Origin of the sequence: Streptomyces sp. NBC_00094, assembly GCF_026343125.1 — a bacterium.
GTDB lineage: Bacteria > Actinomycetota > Actinomycetes > Streptomycetales > Streptomycetaceae > Streptomyces.
On sequence record NZ_JAPEMB010000001.1, the window covers coordinates 7964362 to 7981851 of the forward strand.

The window sequence follows — 17490 nt, forward strand, 5'->3', positions numbered from 1 at the left end:
GGTCAGGCTCCTTCGGATGTACGGGAAGTGGTCACCGCGACCGTGAACGGCAGGTGAGCGGGACGGGCCGCGGCCACGACGGCGCGCAGCCGGTGCGGATCGACCGCGCCGGGGTCCGCGACCCGCAGGACGACCCGCAGCCCCGCCTCCGGCGCCCCGGGGAACGGGCCGAGCGGGCGGGCCGACCAGCTCGCCCCACCGCTCTCGGTGATCTCCGGGGGGACGCCGAAGGCGAGCCGGACCGCCGCCGCGAGACCCTGCCGGGTGCCGCGGACCCGGTGCAGCGCCACGGCCGAGGCGACCGCGTGCCGCCGCAGCGGAAGCGGCTCGGTGCCCTCCAGTTCCGCGCCGACCCAGGTCGCGAGGTAGTCGACGAAGTCGTCGGGGGCCAGCGCGGGCGAGAAGTACGCCTCCAGCGAGTCCAGGACGGTGAAGAGGGGAGCGAGGACGACGTCGAGGCCGGCCACGAATCGCTGCCCGAAGTCGTCCTCGGCGTACACGGCGGGCAGCGCCGCCCCCAGCGGGTACGGGGTCGCGAGCCCGGGGACGGTACCCCGCGCGGACCCGCTCACCGCGCCTCGATCACACGGACACGGTGGTCGAAGGGGAAGAGCAGCGCGGACGGCAGCAGCTCGATCCGGTCCGTCGTGTCGCCCCGCCGGCCGGTCAGCGGATCCGCCGGATGCAGCAGGACCTCGTCCACCAGCTCCACGCCCGGCACCCGCTGGAGCGCGGCGAAGACCTCCCCGGCCCGCAGCGGACGCCCGAACGGCCACCCCTCGCCGTGCGCCCCGCCCGTCAGCGGGTCCAGGTACGCGTACAGCACGTCCAGCGCCTCGGCGCGTACGCGCTCCGCCTCGGCCGCCCGGAAGGAGTGCAGCGTGGCCACCACCGTCACCCCCTGGTAGAACGGCGGCCCGACGGCCAGCCGCGTACCCAACGGGCGCCGCTCGTCGAGGAAACCCGTCACCCGGGACAGCAACTCCTCGCCCGGGACGAGCTGTTCGAACCGCAGCCGTCCACCCCGGTCCGGCACCGCCTGCGGCACCACCAGGACCCGGACCGCGTTGTCGCCCGCCTCCGCCGCATCCGCCGCCAGACAGGCGATGCGCGCGGCCTCCGGCGCGGCCCGCCGCGCCAGCTCCTCGTAGTCGCGGGCGGTGACGGCCCGTTCCTGCGCCCGCAGCGTGATGGGCGCGCGGGCCTTGGCCTCCTCGACGGTCTCCCCGTCGACCCCGCCCCGCGCCGCCTCGCGGTTCTCCACCCGCGCGATGTACGGGATGGAGCTGCGGAGCACGGTGATCGTGGAGCGCGCCACATTGCCGGCCCGGCCACCCCCGGTGCCGTAGCGCGCCGCCCGGATCGCCGCACCCTTCGGCGGCACGGCACCGAACTGGCGCAGGGTGCCGTCCGGTTGGCGCACGCAGGGGCCGAAGGCGATCTCACCCGTCGTCGCGTCCAGCGTGAAGTGCCGGTCACCGGGGCGCGAGGAGGCGAAGTCCCGCACCACGGTCCACTCCTGCCAGCCGGCCTCGGGGTCCGACTCGTCCACGGCGCCGTCCGCCCGCTCGGCGACCTGCACCAGCAGCGGAGGCCGGTCCACGACCGGCGCGTGCGCGAGCCGCACCCGCTGCCCCGGGACACCCTCGGACGCGCCCAACTGCTCGTTCCGCACGGTCTCGGCGTGCGCCGCGCGCACCGTGCCGCCGATCGTGAACGCACCCGCCGCCCGCACGGTCGGCGACTCGCTGTACGACGGCAGTCCGTCGGCGGGCGCCACGACCCGGCAGCGCACCCAACCCGCCGTATGCCCGCCGAGGCGCGACACGGCGTGCCCCGACGGCATGTGCAGCACCACCTCGCCCGGACGGTTGAGTCCACCCGTGGCGTCCTCGTCGACCTCGCACACCGTCCATCCCTCGGCCGCCGTCCACGCCTCCCACACCAGCGGCGGGCGGCGCGGGTCCACGCCCACGCCGTCGACCCGGCTGTCCAGGTCGAGGACCAGGACGCAGTCCGGCACCGCCGCCGACAGGCCGAGGAGCAGCAGGTCGCCGACGCGCGGCAGCGGAGAGAAGACGGAGACGTCCTCGCCGCCCAGCAGGTCCTGGGACCGGTCCTCGGGCGTGCCGCCGGCCTCCTGGCGCAGCAGCCGGGTCAACTCGCAGGGCACGACGGTGAGATCGGAGGTCGTCGCGAACACGACGGCCTCCTCCGTCTCCGTACGCCCGGTGGAGACCTCCGTGCCGGCGGGCAGCAGGACCGGCTCGGCCTGTGGCGCGGAGAGCCGGAACGTGATCTCGGCGCGGGCGGCGGCCGGCGGGAAGAGCGTCACGCCCAGCAGGTCGAGGAAGGCCAGGTGGTTCTTCTCCGGGACCCGGTTGAGGCGGTACACGAGCTGGTCCGCCATGTGCGCGACGGCCTCCACCAACGTGACGCCCGGGTCCGAGACGTTGTGGTCGGTCCACTCGGGGCACGCCTGCTGGATGTAGCGCTTGGCGTCGTCGACGAACTGCTGGAAGCGCCGGTCGTCGAGATGGGGTGCGGGCAGGGCCATGGTGGCTCTTTCAGTCCTCGGAGGGGATGACGTAGAAGGGGAAGACGAGGTTGCGCGGGTTGTTGGCGCCGCGCACCCGGTAGCGGACGTCGATGTACAGCGTGGTCGGATCCGTGGGCGCGGGGGCGACCACGACGTCCTCCACCTCGATGCGCGGTTCCCAGCGGTCGAGCGAGGACATCACCTCGTACCGGACCCGGCCCATCGTCGCGTCGTTGACCGGGGAGAACACCAACTCGTGCACAGCGCAACCGAATTCAGGCCGCATCGGCCGCTCGCCCGGCGCCGTCGCCAGGACGAGCCGCATCGACTCCTCGATCTCGCGGTCGCGCCGGACGAGGGCGATCGAGCCGTTCGGTCCGGTGCGCAGCGGGAACGCCCAGCCCGCGCCGACGAAGTGCTCACTCATGGGGCGGTCCTCCTCAGAACGGCAGGTTCGCTGCGATGGGGTTGGGCATCGGGACGGTCGAGGTGATGAAGGCCGGCGCGTTCACGACGGCCTGCGTCAGCGCCGAGACCTTGAACTTCGCGCCGGCCTTGATGTCCACGCCGAGCCCCGCGTCGAGCCGAATCCGCCCCTTCGCGGAGAGCGTCAGATCGGCCCCCGACTCGACCGTCACCCCCCGGGCCCCCGAGATGGTGACCGTGCCGTCGCTGTCGATCGTCAGCGTGGTGCGGGCCTCGTTCAACTCGACGCTCAGTCCCCCCTTCGCGGTCCGCAGCCGGATGCCGTGCGAGGCACGCATCCGGCCGCCCTCCTCGCGCAGCTCCACGGTGTGGCCCGTACGGGAGGTCAGCGCACGCCACTGGACCCGGCCGCTCGTCGGGTCCACCGGCGGTACGCGATCGGTGGCCGGGGTGTGCCGGTCGACGCCGTTGTAGAGCCCCGCCAGGACGTACGGATGCTCCAGGGAGCCCCGGTCGAAGGCGCACAGCACCTCGTCGTCCACCTCGGGCAGGACGAGACCGCCACCCCCGCGCCCGCCGAGCTGCGCGACCCGGCACCAGCCGCTCTCGTACGTCGCCGACAGCCACGGGAAGCGCAGCCTCACCCGGCCGAGCGAGAGCGGGTCCTTGGTGTTGGTGACCAGCGCCACCGCGACGCCCGGCATGGGCGGCGCGGGCTCGCCGCCGCCCGAGGCCGTCCCGTACAGCGAGCGGAACTGCCGTCCCGACACGGTCAGCCAGGTCGTGAACTGCCGCCCCGACGCGAAGACATGACGGACACCGGTGGCGGTGTAGCGCCCCTCGAAGGGGAAACCCGCGCCCTTCACGGCCACCGGTTGCCCCGGCTTCAGCGCCGGATTGCCGGTGACGGCGACCTCCACCTCCGCGAACGACCCGGTGACGTCGTCGGCGAGCGCCGCGGCCGCCTGCGTCACCTCCGACTGCGTCGTGAACGGGGTTCCCGTCGCCGCGAGTTCGGCCGTGCCGAACGGCGCCGACAGCTGCGCCGGAGTGATGTCCGAGACGATGTCCCGGCTCGCCACGGCGGGAGTCGGAGAGGACAGCGCCTGCTTCGTACGGGGGTCCCAGCCCCGCACGTCGACCTTCCCCACCTGCCCGGCCGCGGTCACGGAGACCCGGCTGTGCAGGGTGTTGGACCCGAAGTCCAGGACGTACGGGCTCTGCGCCGCCGGCGTGGTGTCGGCGGGCGCGGAGGAGGCCGGGGGCAGCGCGGCGAAGACGAGCCGGCCGGCCGGGTCCAGCGAGAGCCGCACGTCGTTCTCGCGCGCCAGCCGGGACAGGAAGTCCCAGTCGGTGATGTTGGGCTGGGTCGCCAGCTCGTACACGGTGGGCGTGGCGTCGATCCGGCCGATGGGGATGCGGTTGAGCGCGGCCAGCTTCCGGACGATGTCGGAGGCCGTCATGTTCGGATAGCCCTCGACGCGCCGGCTGCGCAGGAGCCGGTGGCCCGGGTCGTACCCGCGCACGATCAGGTACCGCCCGTGGCCGGGCGCCGCGTCCACCTCGACGGCGGTGACCTCGCCGGTGAGCATGGGCTCGCCGAGCCGTCCGTCGGTGAAGGGGGACAGCACCGCCATGGCGCCCACCTTGAGGTAGGGGAACTTCGCGGTGAGGGTGCCGTCCTTGTCGCTGAAGGTCAGCTGGAACGCGGAGGGGACGTTGACACTGGCGTCCACCCAGCCCTCCGTGAGACGGACCGCGAGCGGGTCCGGGAGCGGCGTGCCGTCGAGCTGCACGTGCAGGACGGTGGTGAAGGTCTTCTCGCTCATGAGGTGCCCTCGGTCTCCGGCGTTTCGGTGGTGGAAGGGAGCAGCAGTTCCGTGCCGGGGCGCAACCGCATCGGGTCGTCGATGCCGTTCGCCTCGGCGATGACCCGCCAGCGCGTCGCGTCGCCGTACTCCCGCCAGGCGAGCGAGGCGAGGGAGTCACCGGCGACCGTGCGATGCACACGACGGGCCGAGAGCGCGCCCGAGGTCGGGTTCTGCCCCTTGGTCGCGGTGGAGACCTCGGTGAGCGAGAGCGAGCAGGTGGCGCGGATCGGGATGCCGCTGGGGCTGAACAGGGTGTACGTCGCGGACACGGAGGTGACGTACGCGACGAACTGCACGGTCGAGAACGACCCCCAGGAGAACTTCACCCAGGGCGGTGACGGAGCCTTCGCGCTGATGCTCTGCCGGGTCACCTCGCAGCAGGAGAGCAGGAGTTCGACCTGCTGCTGCACGTCGTTGGAGGACGGGTCGTCGGAGCGGTCGAGGAAGACGTCCAGCTGGAGCTGGGCGGGCCGGCTGCCGGTGAACTTCGGGGGCGCGCCGCGGGTGTACGCGACGGCAGGCTCGGTGTGCCAGTCGGCCGACCGGCTGAGCTGCAGCTGGTCGGGGTTGAACTGGAACTTCACCTCACCGAGCCGGCCGCCCATGGAGCCGCCGAGGTCGGTCGGCGGCTGATGGATCGCGAGCGAGGCGCGGGAGAGCCCGCGGGCCGCCAGGGCGCCCAGGATGCCGGCCATCTCAGGCGCCTCCCGCGTCCGTGAAGCCGTGGTGCGCGATCTCCAGCGTCTCGGTGGCGACGGCCGGGTTGGCCGGGTCGAGCGTCGGGCCCGTCCAGCGGACCGGCAGCACCTCCACGAGGCCCCACTGGGCGACGATCGATCCGTCGGCGCGCAGGGCCGCGATCTGCGCCGTCGGACGGGTGATGCCGGTGGCCAGGGACGAGATCCAGGCGGCGACCTTGGCGGTGTCCGGGGTGAGGGGACGGGTGAGGCGGATGGTGGAGAAGGTGACGCGAGTGGGGAGCTGCCAGACGAAGCCGTTGATCCCGCCCTCCTGACGCCGCTCGATCTCCACCTCGGAGGAGAGGCCGTCGCAGCCGTTGAACAGGCCGAGGTCCTGGCCGTCGATGGCGAGCTTGAAGAAGACGGTGGATGCGGGGTCCAGCTGCGTGGGCATGGTGGCGGGTCTCTCGGGTCGTCGGTGTCGGGCGCGGAGGAGGGTGAGCTGGTACTCGGTCAGTGACCGTGGTCGCGGAGGCGGCCCACGCGCTCGCGGTCGGCGCGGAGCTCGGCGCGCAGGAGCCGCGACAGCGGGGTGACGAGCCGACGGGCCAACTCGTCCAGCTGCGTGGGCGATTCGGAATCCCCGAGGGACGGGGTGGCTGCGGCGTCGCCGGTCCGCTGCACGGAGGGCGCACCGCCGGACGCGGTGGTGCGGCTGACCGTGGTGGCGCGGGGGGCCGGCGGGGGCTGGACGGCGGGAGCGGAGGGGGCCGGTATCTGCCGGAGGGGGACGGGCGTGGAGATGACGGCGGGCGCGGTCGACGTCGTGGCCGCCGGGGCGCTCTGCCGCTGGACGACCACCGGACGGTCGACGGGCCGCGCGGCGGCGGGCGGGCCGATCGGGACGACGGGACGGGCGGGACCGGGGGCCGCGTCGGCGCGTCGCTGGACGGCGGCGGTGGCCGTGGCGAGAGGAACGGGCGCCTGGCGGACCGGGATACGGGGGCCGGTGGGCGCGGCCGCGGGGCCGGGACGACCGGGGGTGCCGGGCAGGCTCGGGGTGAGCGGCCGGGTGGTCGCGAGCGGGAGCACGGCCGCCCGCCGCTGCAGTGTGGCCGCGGTCGCCCGGGGGAGGCCGGTGACGGTGACCAGGGGGGTGGGCGCGGGCTGGACGGACTTGGCGGGTGCGGGTGCGGGTGCGGGTGCCGGTGCCGGTGCCGGTGCCGGTGCCGGTGTGGGCATGGGCGAGTCGGCGGGGGCCGGGGGCGTGGTGCGCTGCACGACGGGAAGGGGACCGGCGACGGGCTGGGCCGGCGTCGGGACGGTGGGGCGTGACGCGATGGGAGAGGGGGGCGCGCTGGAGGTGGCGGGTGCGGGTGCGGGTGCCGGTGCCGGTGCGGGTGTCGGTGACGTGACGGTACGGGGCAGGGCCGGGCGCGGCGTCGGGTTCGGCGTCGGGTCCGGCTTCGGGGTGGGTGTGTGAGGGGTCGCGGTGCGCTGGACTGCCGGGGTCTCGGCGGGGCGCGGTGTCGGGCTCGACGTGGTGCGGGGTGCGCGCGGATCGGCGGGTGCGTGCGCGGACGTGGACGTGGTGGGGGTCTTCGGCGCCTGCGGGGGCGTGGCGGTGCGGGGCTCCGAAGCGTTTGGTGGAGTGACAGGTGTGGGTGACGTGGCCGAGGCGGGCGCGTGGGGGACCGCGGTGGGCCGGCCGCCAGGTGTCTTCGGTGCGCCGGGGGCGTGCGACGTCGCCGGGGCGGCCGCAGCAGTGGTGTGCGGCGCGCCCGGGGCCTGGGGCGCCGTCGCCCGCTGGACCGGCGCCTGCTCGGGCACCGCGTTCGGAACCGGTGAGGCCGGCTGCGGTGCGGGCGCCACGGAAGCGCCCGCCGGCGGAACGGACGTGGCCGGGGTCGAGGCCCCGGGAGGCGTCGCCCCGCGCGGGAGCGGCGCACCGATCGGTGACCGTCGCGGTGCGGGGTTGGCGCGCGGGGAGGGTGCTTCGGTGGCGGAGCGCTGTACGGGTGCGCCGAGCCCCGGCCGCACCGGAGAGGTGGGCGTGCCTGCCGGGCCCGGCCGGGTGGCCGGGTTCACGCGGGGCGCGTCGGCGACCGGAGGTGCCGGAGGTACGGGCGAGTCGGCAGGCGCCGGGCTCACCTGGGGTGCCGGCGGCGGAGTGGACGCCGTCGCGCTCCAGTCGGCGCCCGGAGCACGCCGGGAACGGCGTACGGGGGCACGGCGCTGTACCGGAGTGCCGGGCGCGTTGTCGGCGGGAGTGGGCATCCCGGGCCCCGTGGGGGAAACGGGGCCCGGGACGTTCTGGGACCGCCCGGAGGCCGAGGCCCCCGGTGCGGTGGTGGGCGCGGCTCCGGTCGTGGAGGTGGCCGCGTCACTCCCGGGCGTACGCGGAGGGGCCGCCGCCCGCTGGACGTTCGCGCTGCCGGACGTGACGGTGTCACCGGGCCGGTCGGTACCGGCCGGGGTCAGGAGGCGCGGCGGCTGCACGGGCAGGGCGGAGACCAGGGGCGTACGCCGCACGGGGGCGAGCCGGACAGGGGCGCGCCGCGCGGCCCCGGCCGTCGGCGCCTCCGCCGGTGTCCGGGCCTGGCTCCCGAATGCCTCGGAGGCCGTCGACGGAGCGCTCGCGGGCGCGGCGGCACGCTGAACCGCCGGGGATTCGGCCCGAGATGAGGAGGCGGAGGGAGAGGAAGGCCGAGACGCGGACGAGGGCCTGGTCGTGGCCGGTGTCGTGGACCGAGGCGCGGACTCTGTCGCGGACGGGGCAGTGGTCGGGGTCGTGCGTCGGGGCGCGGCCGGAGGACCGGCCTGTGGCGGAGGCGCGGCCGGGGAAGCGGCCGATGGAGTGGGCCGGGGCGTGGATGAGGGCGCGGACCGGGAAGTGGACGGAAGGTCGGCCTGTGGCGTGGGCGGAGGAGTGGCCGGGGAAGCGGCCGATGGAGTGGGCCGGGGCCCGGACGAGGACGCCGACCGGGACGCCGACCCGGGCGAGGTCACAGGCGCAGCCGCCTGCGCCGGAGCCGCGGCCGATCCGGGCGCGCCCGTCGGTCCGCCCCCGCGCGGCGCACCCTCGCTCCGTACCGGAGTGGCCGTGGCCTCCCCCCGTACCGGACGAGTCGTCCCCGCGCGCGCCGCCACCGGCGCGACGGTCTCGCGCTGGACACTCGCCCGCGCGCCGCCACGTGCCCGCGACTCCCCGGCCGCGGGTCCGCCCACATCCGAGCGGGTCGCCGTCCCGGCCGTCGGCAGCCGCAGCCCCGGCAGTTCCGGCGGCTCCGACCCCGCGGGGAGCGGAGCCTCCGGGCGTACGGGCCGTACCGCGTCGAGGAGGACACCCGCCGGCGCGTCCGGTACCGCGCCGTGGCCCAGGTCGCTCTGGAAGGACGGGTTCCAGTGGGTCGCGAGGGACGCCGCGAAGCCGTGCTCCGCGATGGTGCGGGGAGCGTCGAGCACCCGCTGCACGGGCGGCAGTGCCCGCCACGCGTCCCCGGGCGCCGCCGCCGCGCGGGCGACGGGAGCCGCGCCCTCCGCAGGGGCACCGGCCGCCGCTCCGGGCGACTTCCGCGCCCGCCACTTCTCGAACATCCCCACCGTCTCCCGCCTCCCTTCCCGGTACTGCCCTTACGCCTGCGACCGCTCCACCAGCGAGGCCACCTGTGCCACGTACCGCCGCCGGTCCGCGTGCTCCAGGTCGAGGATGTCGTCCATGCCCCAGTGGAAATGGAAGGCGAGGTACGCGGTCTCCTCCTCGATCCGGTCGGCCGCGTACGTCACGATTCCCCCAGGCGGCTCCCGGCCAGCTCGACCTCGAAGGACTCCTCGCAGTGCGGGCACGCGACGGCGGCCCTGGTGTGGCCCTCCGCGTTGATCTGCCGGTAGAAGTCCTGGAGGAACGCCAGGTCGGAGGCGAACATGTTCTCCACCGTCCCGTCGTGGACCGACGGGAGCGTGCCGAGCCGGGTGATGACCCGGCCGAGCAGCACCACGGACAGGTACGCCGGGTTCTCGCGGACCCGGATGTCCCGCAGCGGGAGCAGCTCGTCCCTGGCAGTGGCCAGCCGCATCGCCCCGTCGCGGTGCACGGTGCCCGCCTCGTCGACGAACCCGCGCGGCAGCTCGAACGCGAACTCCGTGCGGAGGGGCTCCTGTTGGCGGTGTTGCTGCGGTCCCGCCGATCCTTCGCGTCGCATTAGCCGAGGGTCAGCTCTTCGAAGGTGATGGTGACCTGCTCCGTCAGGGCGGCGGCGTCGCCGGCCTTGGTCGCGCTCAACTCCACCTTGGTGCACCAGGCGTTGCGCAGGTTGTAGCGCTTCACCTCGCTGAGCTGGTAGTCGAGGAAGATGATGGACGCGTCCTTGCGGGCCGACCCCATGTCACCGGCGATGGAGGACGCGATCCACTCGGTGAACGCGGCGGACTGCGTGGCACCGCGGGTCACCGTGCACTCTCCGGCCTTCTTCACGCCGGGAAGCTTCTTGATGATCGGCTTGCCGTCCGCCGAGACCTGCTGGAACTCGATGACGTCCTGCGCCATCGAGAGGCCGCTGATCTCCTGCAGGGTCTCGACCATCACGCCGTCGATCTGCAGGCCGAAATTGTGGGTGGTGAGGGCGTCGCCGGTGTCGAGGGACATGGGGGATCACTCCTGTTCTTGTGACGGGACCCGCCCGAGGAGTTCGGTGAACTCGCCCGTGAGGCGGGGAGAGCGGGGGAGGGGTGGAGAAGGGGTGGTGCGGTCGGTGCGGCGGAGGGTCACTCCTCCAGGTCGCCGCCACCGCCCTGGAACTGCGCGAGCCGGAAGACCACGAACTCGGCCGGCTTCACCGGGGCGATGCCGATCTCGCAGACCACGCGACCGAGGTCGACCGACTCCGGCGGGTTGGTCTCGGCGTCGCACTTCACGTAGAAGGCGTCCTCGGCGCGCTGGCCGAACAGGGCGCCCTGCCGCCACTCGTTGACGAGGAAGGCCGAGATGTTGCGGCGGATACGGGCCCACAGCGACTGGTCGTTGGGCTCGAAGACGACCCACTGCGTACCGACGAGGACGGACTCCTCCAGGTAGTTGAAGTAGCGGCGGACGTTCAGGTAGCGCCAGGCCGGGTCGGAGGCCAGCGTCCGCGCGCCCCACACCCGGATGCCGCGCCCCGGGAAGGCACGGATGCAGTTCACGCCGATCGGGTTGAGCAGGTCCTGCTCGCCGCGGGTGATCTGGAGCTCCAGGTCGACCGCACCGCGCACGATCTCGTTGGCGGGGGCCTTGTGGACACCGCGCTCGGAGTCGTTGCGGGCCCAGACACCGGCCATGTGGCCGGACGGCGGCACCGTACGCGTCTGGCCGGTGGCCGGGTCGAACGACTTGATCCACGGGTAGTAGAGCGCCGCGTACCGGGAGTCGTAACCGGCCGTCTCCTGGCGCCAGGTGCGGATGTCGCGGGCGTTCAGGGCGGGCGGCGGGTCGAGGATCGCCATCCGGTCGCCCATCAGCTCGCAGTGCGCGATGAGGCCGAGCTGGACGGCCTTGACCTGCTCCAGGTCGATGAGCCCCTGCTGGTAGGCGGCCATCAGGTCGGGCACCGCGACCATGTTGATCTCGTCGTACGCCTCCAGACCGCCGAAGCCGGTGCGGTCGGCGGAGTCGCCGATGAACTGACCGGACTCCAGCGCGGCGGCCCCGCCGGCCTGCGCGGCGACGGGAACCGGTACCTGCGCGGGCGGGGCGAGGGTCACGGCCTGCGCGTCCGGCCTGGCGAGCTGCCCACCCGCCGTCGCCTCCTCCAGCACGATGGTCTTCGAGCGCTGCTTGACCTGCGCGACGACGTAGTTGCGGGCGCTCTTCTTGGCGGAGGCGTCGAAGCTCTCGACGACCTTCTCGCCGTCCTTGACGACCAGCTTGAAGCGCTCCGCGTCGCCCTCGACGTCCTGCACCTCGACGGTGAGCGCCCCGCCGGTCTCGGAACCGGCGGCGATCGCGGCGACGCGGAAGGCGCCGAGCGCGACGGCCTCGCCGGCGACGAGCTGCGGCACGGCGGGAGCGGCCGCGCCGACGGCCTGGGCGGCACCCGCCGCGTCCCCGCCGCCGACGCGCACGACGTACGCCGCGGAGCCGCCGTTGTTGAAGAACCCGTAGACGGAGTGGGCGAGGTAGTACCCGTCCGTGAAGTCGCCGAAGGACGCGACGTACTGCGACCAGTTGGTGACGAGCACCGGCTCGTTGAGCGGCCCGACGGGCGAGAAGCCGACGAACGCGGCGACGGAGGTCCCGACGCCCTCGATGGGACGGGAGCCGCTGGCGACTTCCTCGACGTAGACGCCGGGGGACAGATAGGTGGGCACGGTCGGTTGCTCCTCGCTGGTGGGGTCTGTCGGCCGGTGACCGCGCGGAGGCGGCGGTTCGTGGCTGAGGCGTCGGCGTCGTCGCGGCGCAGCGCTCCGACGAGGTCGACTCTCCCCTGACGGCGTTCGTCCGGGGAGGAGTGAAGGGGCGGGCGCGAGGGCAGGAGGGTGTGCCCGAAAGTCCCGCGCCCGACGGGCCTACCGGCCGGGGGCCGGAGGGCGTCGGTTCCGTGAGGTACGTCTCCAGCCGGTCGTCCCGCGTCAGGCCCGGCCCCCGCCGAACGCCTCGAACCGCCGGGCGCCCCGGTGCGCGACCGCGCGCCCGGTCGTCGGTGTGGTGGCACGGGGGCACGCCATGCTGCCCCCGAACAGGGACTTTCGGGCAGCCGGGCACCCACCCCGCCCCTCTAGCCTTCGCCCATGACCATGTGGACCTCTCTGGACCCGGCCGATGTGACCGTCGAGCCAGGGGCCCGGACCTCCGCCCGCCTGCGGGTACGCAACACCGGGGACACCGTCGAGGAGTACCGGCTCTCGCTCGTCGGCAAACCCTCCGGCTGGTCCCGAGTGGAGCCGGACGTCCTCCGCCTCTACCCGGGCAGCGAGGGGACCGCCGAGATCTCGTTCGCCCCGCCGCGCTCCTCGGACGTGGAGGCCGGACCCGTCGCGTACGGCATCCGCGTCGACCCCCGGGAGAACGCCGCCACCCGCGACGTGGTGGAGGGCCGGCTGACCCTCACGCCCTTCACCGAGACACGCGCCGAACTGCTCCCGCCCGCCCTCTTCGGCCGGTTCCGGGGACGGGCCCGGATCGCCGTGGACAACCTCGGCAACACCCCGCTGACCGCGTCCCTCGTGGTGCGCGACGACGCGAACCGGCTGACCTTCGACGTCAAGCCCAACGCCGTGCAGATAGCCCCGGGCCGCGCGGCCTTCGGCGAACTCGTGGTGCGGCCGCAGGCCGTGCGGTGGACCGGCGCCGAGGAGTCGCACCGGTTCACGGTGGCCGTGCGGCGGGCAGGCGACGACACCGCCCTCGACCTCGACGCCACGTTCGACCAGCGCCCCGTCCTCGGGAACTGGCTCATGGTGGCGGGCGGACTCCTGATGACCGCCCTCATCGCCTTCCTCGTGCTCTGGTTCAACTTCTCCCCGACGATCGTCAGCGCGGCCAAGGAGGCCAGGGCGACGACCGCGCCCCGACCCGCGGAGCAGGGCGGTGGGGGAGAGCTGCCCGAAGCGCCGCCCCCACCCGGCGACGGCGGAGCGCCGACGCCCGGCGCGAACCCGCCCGGCGAATCACCGCCGCCCCTCACGGACGGGGTACCGCCGCCCGCAGACGGCGGCGGCGGCGACGGTGGTGGTGGAGGTGGCGGCTCCGGCGGCGGCACCGGGGGCGGTGGCAGCGCGGGCGAAACCGCGCCGACCGACGCCGGACCGGGCGGAGTCGCGCCGACCCGGCCCCCGCAGGACGGAGCCGCGCCGACCGTCCCCGCACCGGACTCCGGCGGCGGCGCGAGCTCGCAGCCCACGGCCCCGCCCGCTCCGGTGAGGACCGCACCGCCGTGGCGCGCCGGCGACGCGCCGGAACTGGTCGTCGAGTTCGCCCAGGAGCGACTGGCCGCTCTGAACAACGCCTGCACGCTCAAACCGGGTTGGACCAGGGGAGTCATCGACGGAGCCACCCGGACGTCGCTCTCCTGCTACCAGCGAGCCGTCTACAACGACGGCGTCGAGAACGGCAAGAACTCCGCCGCGATCTTCCTCACCGACACGGAGGGCACCCTCGGCAGGGCCACCTTCACCTCGCTGTGGGCCCAGGGAATCACGCCGGACAAGGTGAAGGCGGGCGCCACCACCTGGGAGACCACCCAGCTCATGGCGGCCTTCTGGTGGGCGATCAACAAGGGCTTCGACGCCCACGACATGGACGTGGCACGCACCAACGCCCGTTACGGCATCGACCACTTCCGCTCGGCGCGGGACAAGACCAGCACGTCCAGCACCGAAGTCGCCGCGCACATCAAGGAGTACCAGTCGGCCGTCGGGCTGCAGCCGACCGGCATCGCCGACTGGGCGACCCTCAGGAAGATGATCGGCGGCAGCGTACGGCGATGAGCTGACGAGCGGGACACGCGAACGGACGAGGGGGCCACCCGCACGGGTGGCCCCCTCGACAACTCAGGGGCTCCCGTGCTCCCCGACCCCACGGCGCCCGTGGGAGCCCCCGGGCGGGGGCTCCCACGTCGATGACCTCACGGTGCCCAGGGCACTCCCGCGTCCATGACCAGCCGACCCGCCTTCTGGTACTCGCGCCGCGCCCCGGCCCGTACGTCCGCACCGGTCACGGCCGAGCCGCGCGCCGCCGCCAGGTATCCGGCCGTCACCGCGGCCGACCGGATCGCGCCGCCCGCGAGCGCGAACTCCTTGGCGCAGCGGGCGATCTCCTCGTCGACTCCCGCCGCCTTGGGCGTCCCCGCCAGGCAGGAGTGCCAGAGGGAGACGCGCTGCTCGATGTCCGGGAACGGGAAGTCCACGACCAGGTCGAGCCGGCGCGTGAACGCCTCGTCGATGTTGGCCCGGAGGTTGGTGGTCAGCACCGCGATCCCGGCGAACGCCTCAAGGCGCTGCAGCAGATACGCGCTCTCCAGGTTGGCGTACCGGTCGTGCGAGCTCTTCACCTCCGACCGCTTCCCGAAGACCGCGTCGGCCTCGTCGAACAGGAGCACGCAGTCCGTACGGTCCACCTCGACGAAGATCCGCTCCAGGTTCTTCTCGGTCTCCCCGACGTACTTGTCGACCACCGAGGACAGGTCCACCACGTAGAGGTCCAGGCCCAGTTCGCCCGCGACGACCTCGGCGCCCAGGGTCTTTCCCGTCCCCGACTCCCCGGCGAACAGGGCGACGACTCCGCGTCCCCGCCCGCCGCCGGTCCGCAGCCGCCACTCGCCGAGCACCCGGTCCCGGTTGCGGGCCCGGCCGGTCAGCTCACGCAGCAGCCCCAGCGGCTCCTCCGGCAGGACGAGATCGTCGAATCCGACGGCGGGCCGGATGCGGCGCGCGTGGCTGTCGAGGAGCGGCGCGGAGACGAGCCGGGCGCTGCGCTGCACCTGGGCGAGGGTCGGCGAGGTGCCCTCGAACGCCGCGAGCGCCCGCGCCGAACGGGCCGCCCGGCGGACCTGGTCGCCACTCAGGCGGTACGGTGCCGTGGCCTCGTCCAGATCGAAGTCACCGTCCAGAGAGCCGAGTTCGCGCTCCCACAGATCCTCCGGAGTCGCGGCGTCGCCGGGCGCGTCCAGCGCCAGCAGCTCCGCTTCCGGCGCCCACCGGGGGTCGGGCGCCTCGGTCCCGGCGAGGACCACCGTCGCACCGGCGGACGCCAACACCCGGACCAGAGGCCCGGGGCGCGGCGGCAGCGGCTCGACGACCACGGCGGCGCCACGCAGCCGCGCCTCGCGCAGCAGGGCGCGCGCCACGCCGTCGTCGACCGACTCCGGCCGGTACCGGAGCACGGGCCGCCCGGCGGCGCGCAGCGCGGCGACCACGGAGTCGGTGGCGGCGCCGGGGACACGTTCCCGCAGGTGTACGGTGACGGGCCCGGCGGCGGCGACGCGGTTACCGAGCGTCGTGCCCGCCCCGGCCGCCGCACCCGCCCCGGCAGCCGGGGGCGCCCCGTGGGGTGTCAGCAACTCCACGCCCACACCCGACAGTTCCGCGTCCAGTCGGCTGTCGTCGCCCAGCAGATGCGCCACCAGCCGCTCCGGCACGCGCAGGGCCCGTCCGGGCAGGGGGCGGTCCTCGTCCTCGACGACCAGCAGCCCCCCGGAGCGCAGCGGCGCCGCCGGGTGGAAGCGGTCACGGGCCGTCGGGTCCGCAGGGCCGGTGCCCGCGAGGTCGAGGGCCAGCGCCACGGTGGCGCGGCGCCGTCCGACGTCGTCGTTGAGGTACCCGTACAGCGTCTCGAAGCCCCGGTCCACATCGGGCGCGAGCGCCGCGATGAGGATGTGCGCGTCGAGCGGGGACAGCCCGAAAGCCCGGGCCAGGGTGGCGAGCCGGTCCGATCCGCCGATGTCCGGCAGGGGGACGGCGGTGCCGTGTCCTGCCGTACGCGCCGGATCCGCGGCGATCCGCCGGGCCGTCTCCTCGGTGACGTAGAGGCCGCGCAGCGGATCGCCCGCCGTGGGGTCCCCGGCGCTGCGGGTGTCCACGAGCGCGGCGACCCGGGCCCGGAGCGCGGCGATCAGCTCCGGAACGCCGGGTCCGCGCGTACCGTCACGGCTCTCGCGGTCGTCGCTCATGCCCCGGCCCCGCGCGTCGTGCCGGACGCGGTACCCGTGGTCACCGAGCGCCGCATCATCCGGGGCCTGGAGTCGCCGGGCGAGCCGCCGATCCCGCGCACGACGACCTCCGCGCCCTCGGTGACCGGCGGCGCCACCTCGTACACCGGGGTGACCGGGAACGGAGTGGTCACGACGACGTCGATCGAGGGCTTGAGCTCGCCGCCGAGCGCCGACCAGATGTCCGCGAGCGACCGCGACTCGGCGGGTGGCAGCGCGACGGAGAGCGGAAGGGACGTGGCGATCGGGCGCACCGACTCCGGCACCGCGTCGCCGGCCAGGACCTCGTGGGGGAGCAGCAGCGCCAGCGCGCCCGACAGGAGCCGGTGCTCGTCCTCCGGCCGGGACGTCCAGGCGGTCACCAGGTACGAGAGCCGGAACCAGCGCGGCGGCTGGCGTCGGCGCGTCACCATTCCCTGGGCGTCCCGCTCGGCGTAGGCGCCGCGCTCCCGCCGGGCCACGTCCTCCCGGATGTCGTACAGATAGGCGTTCAGCGTGGGGGCGTTGCGGCGGGCCGCCCAGTCCCGGGTCGGCGCGTCGAAGGCGATGTCGCCCGTGACGGCGGGCGCGAGCAGCCGGCGCAGTGCCTCGTCGATCTCGTGGATCATCAGATGTAACCTTCGCGGAGCGCGTACGCGACGGCATGCGCCCTGTTGGTGAGCTGGAGACGCGTCATCAGCGCGTGCAGGATGTTCTTGACCGTGCGCTCGGAATAGGCGAGCTTCTCGCTGATCTGCCGGGTGTCCAGACCCTCGGCGAGCAGCCGCAGGACGTCCACCTCGCGCGGCGCCATCCCGAACAGCGGCACCGCCCCGCCGGTGGACGTCCCCGCCGTCGTCGCCCGCTGAAGCCGCCCCACCTGGTTCAGCAGACGGCTGACGAGGTCAGGTGGCAGCTCGCCCTCGCCGCGCGCCGCGCTGTGCACGGCGCTCAGCAGCCGCTGCTCGGTGGCCTGGTGCCGCCAGATGATGGCGCGCACGCCGTACTCGACCACCGCGAGCAGGTCGGGCTCGCGGAGCTCGCGTGCGACGAGGACGACGCGCTGCTCCCGGCCGCGCAGCAGACGCCGCAGCTCGGCCGTGGTGGGTTCGTCGATCCGGTCCGCGAGCAGGACGGCGACCGCCGGGGCGTCCCGGCTGCCGTCGTCCTGCTCGGGGACGAAGTCGAGGGTCGGCTGGTGCCGCAAGTGGCTGATGAGGCCGGCCCGGCTGAGCGGGTCGGCTGCGTGGACGGAAACCGTCACCCGCTGGGTGAGCACGTCTGCTACCTGCTCTTTCCCGCGCGCCGCGTCG

At 74.4% G+C, this 17490-nt stretch carries 16 protein-coding genes; 2 read left to right on the forward strand and 14 right to left on the reverse strand.

Features of this window, described 5'->3' with window-relative positions:
• Positions 1-2: 2 nt before the first annotated feature.
• The 7 genes from OG580_RS35110 to OG580_RS35140 are packed head-to-tail and all read right to left on the reverse strand — an operon-like array spanning position 3 to position 6797.
• Positions 3-572 (reverse strand): phage tail protein, encoded by a 570-nt coding sequence (locus OG580_RS35110; protein ID WP_267047698.1) that lies wholly within the window; start codon positions 570-572, stop codon positions 3-5.
• Positions 569-2557 carry a putative baseplate assembly protein gene (locus tag OG580_RS35115; RefSeq protein ID WP_267047699.1) on the reverse strand — a complete coding sequence of 663 codons (1989 nt, stop codon included), beginning with the start codon at positions 2555-2557 and terminating at the stop codon, positions 569-571. The genes OG580_RS35110 and OG580_RS35115 overlap by 4 nt, the downstream gene beginning before the upstream one ends.
• Before the next feature lie 10 nt (positions 2558-2567).
• Positions 2568-2966 (reverse strand): GPW/gp25 family protein, encoded by a 399-nt coding sequence (locus OG580_RS35120; RefSeq protein ID WP_267047700.1) that lies wholly within the window; start codon positions 2964-2966, stop codon positions 2568-2570.
• Positions 2967-2979: 13 nt separating this feature from the next.
• A complete protein-coding gene (locus OG580_RS35125) occupies positions 2980-4794 on the reverse strand; it encodes a VgrG-related protein (RefSeq protein ID WP_267047701.1) in 1815 nt (604 codons plus the stop codon).
• Positions 4791-5531, reverse strand: a complete 741-nt coding sequence (locus tag OG580_RS35130) for a LysM peptidoglycan-binding domain-containing protein (protein ID WP_267047702.1) — start codon at positions 5529-5531, stop codon at positions 4791-4793. The genes OG580_RS35125 and OG580_RS35130 overlap by 4 nt, the downstream gene beginning before the upstream one ends.
• A 1-nt stretch (position 5532) precedes the next feature.
• Entirely contained in the window at positions 5533-5970 is a 438-nt protein-coding gene (locus OG580_RS35135; protein WP_267047703.1) for a phage tail protein, read from the reverse strand.
• A 59-nt stretch (positions 5971-6029) separates the two neighbouring features.
• Positions 6030-6797: a hypothetical protein gene (locus tag OG580_RS35140; protein WP_267047704.1), complete on the reverse strand. Its 768-nt coding sequence runs from the start codon at positions 6795-6797 to the stop codon at positions 6030-6032.
• A gap of 379 nt (positions 6798-7176) precedes the next feature.
• On the opposite strand from OG580_RS35140, the gene OG580_RS35145 reads away from it, so the two are divergent.
• Positions 7177-8175 carry a hypothetical protein gene (locus OG580_RS35145; protein WP_267047705.1) on the forward strand — a complete coding sequence of 333 codons (999 nt, stop codon included), beginning with the start codon at positions 7177-7179 and terminating at the stop codon, positions 8173-8175.
• A 974-nt stretch (positions 8176-9149) separates the two neighbouring features.
• On the opposite strand, the gene OG580_RS35150 is transcribed toward OG580_RS35145, so the two are convergent.
• From OG580_RS35150 to OG580_RS35165, 4 genes are all read right to left on the reverse strand, one after another.
• Positions 9150-9302: a DUF6760 family protein gene (locus tag OG580_RS35150; RefSeq protein ID WP_167346856.1), complete on the reverse strand. Its 153-nt coding sequence runs from the start codon at positions 9300-9302 to the stop codon at positions 9150-9152.
• Positions 9299-9718 carry a hypothetical protein gene (locus OG580_RS35155; RefSeq protein ID WP_267047706.1) on the reverse strand — a complete coding sequence of 140 codons (420 nt, stop codon included), beginning with the start codon at positions 9716-9718 and terminating at the stop codon, positions 9299-9301. Before OG580_RS35155 ends, OG580_RS35150 begins: the two co-directional genes overlap by 4 nt.
• Positions 9718-10161 (reverse strand): phage tail protein, encoded by a 444-nt coding sequence (locus OG580_RS35160; protein WP_267047707.1) that lies wholly within the window; start codon positions 10159-10161, stop codon positions 9718-9720. Before OG580_RS35160 ends, OG580_RS35155 begins: the two co-directional genes overlap by 1 nt.
• A gap of 119 nt (positions 10162-10280) precedes the next feature.
• Positions 10281-11861 (reverse strand): phage tail sheath subtilisin-like domain-containing protein, encoded by a 1581-nt coding sequence (locus OG580_RS35165; protein ID WP_267047708.1) that lies wholly within the window; start codon positions 11859-11861, stop codon positions 10281-10283.
• A gap of 420 nt (positions 11862-12281) precedes the next feature.
• Here OG580_RS35165 and OG580_RS35170 point away from each other — a divergent pair, with 420 nt between their 5' ends.
• Positions 12282-13979: a peptidoglycan-binding protein gene (locus OG580_RS35170; RefSeq protein WP_267047709.1), complete on the forward strand. Its 1698-nt coding sequence runs from the start codon at positions 12282-12284 to the stop codon at positions 13977-13979.
• Between the two features lie 137 nt (positions 13980-14116).
• Here the strand turns inward: OG580_RS35170 and OG580_RS35175 are convergent, their stop codons facing one another.
• The 3 genes from OG580_RS35175 to OG580_RS35185 are packed head-to-tail and all read right to left on the reverse strand — an operon-like array spanning position 14117 to position 17456.
• Positions 14117-16159, reverse strand: a complete 2043-nt coding sequence (locus OG580_RS35175) for an ATP-binding protein (protein WP_267047710.1) — start codon at positions 16157-16159, stop codon at positions 14117-14119.
• The gene (locus tag OG580_RS35180; RefSeq protein WP_267047711.1) at positions 16156-16806 is read right to left on the reverse strand and encodes a DUF4255 domain-containing protein; all 651 of its coding nucleotides are present in this window, start codon (positions 16804-16806) and stop codon (positions 16156-16158) included. The genes OG580_RS35175 and OG580_RS35180 overlap by 4 nt, the downstream gene beginning before the upstream one ends.
• Positions 16806-17456, reverse strand: a complete 651-nt coding sequence (locus tag OG580_RS35185) for a response regulator transcription factor (RefSeq protein WP_267047712.1) — start codon at positions 17454-17456, stop codon at positions 16806-16808. Before OG580_RS35185 ends, OG580_RS35180 begins: the two co-directional genes overlap by 1 nt.
• Between the last annotated feature and the right edge of the window lie 34 nt (positions 17457-17490).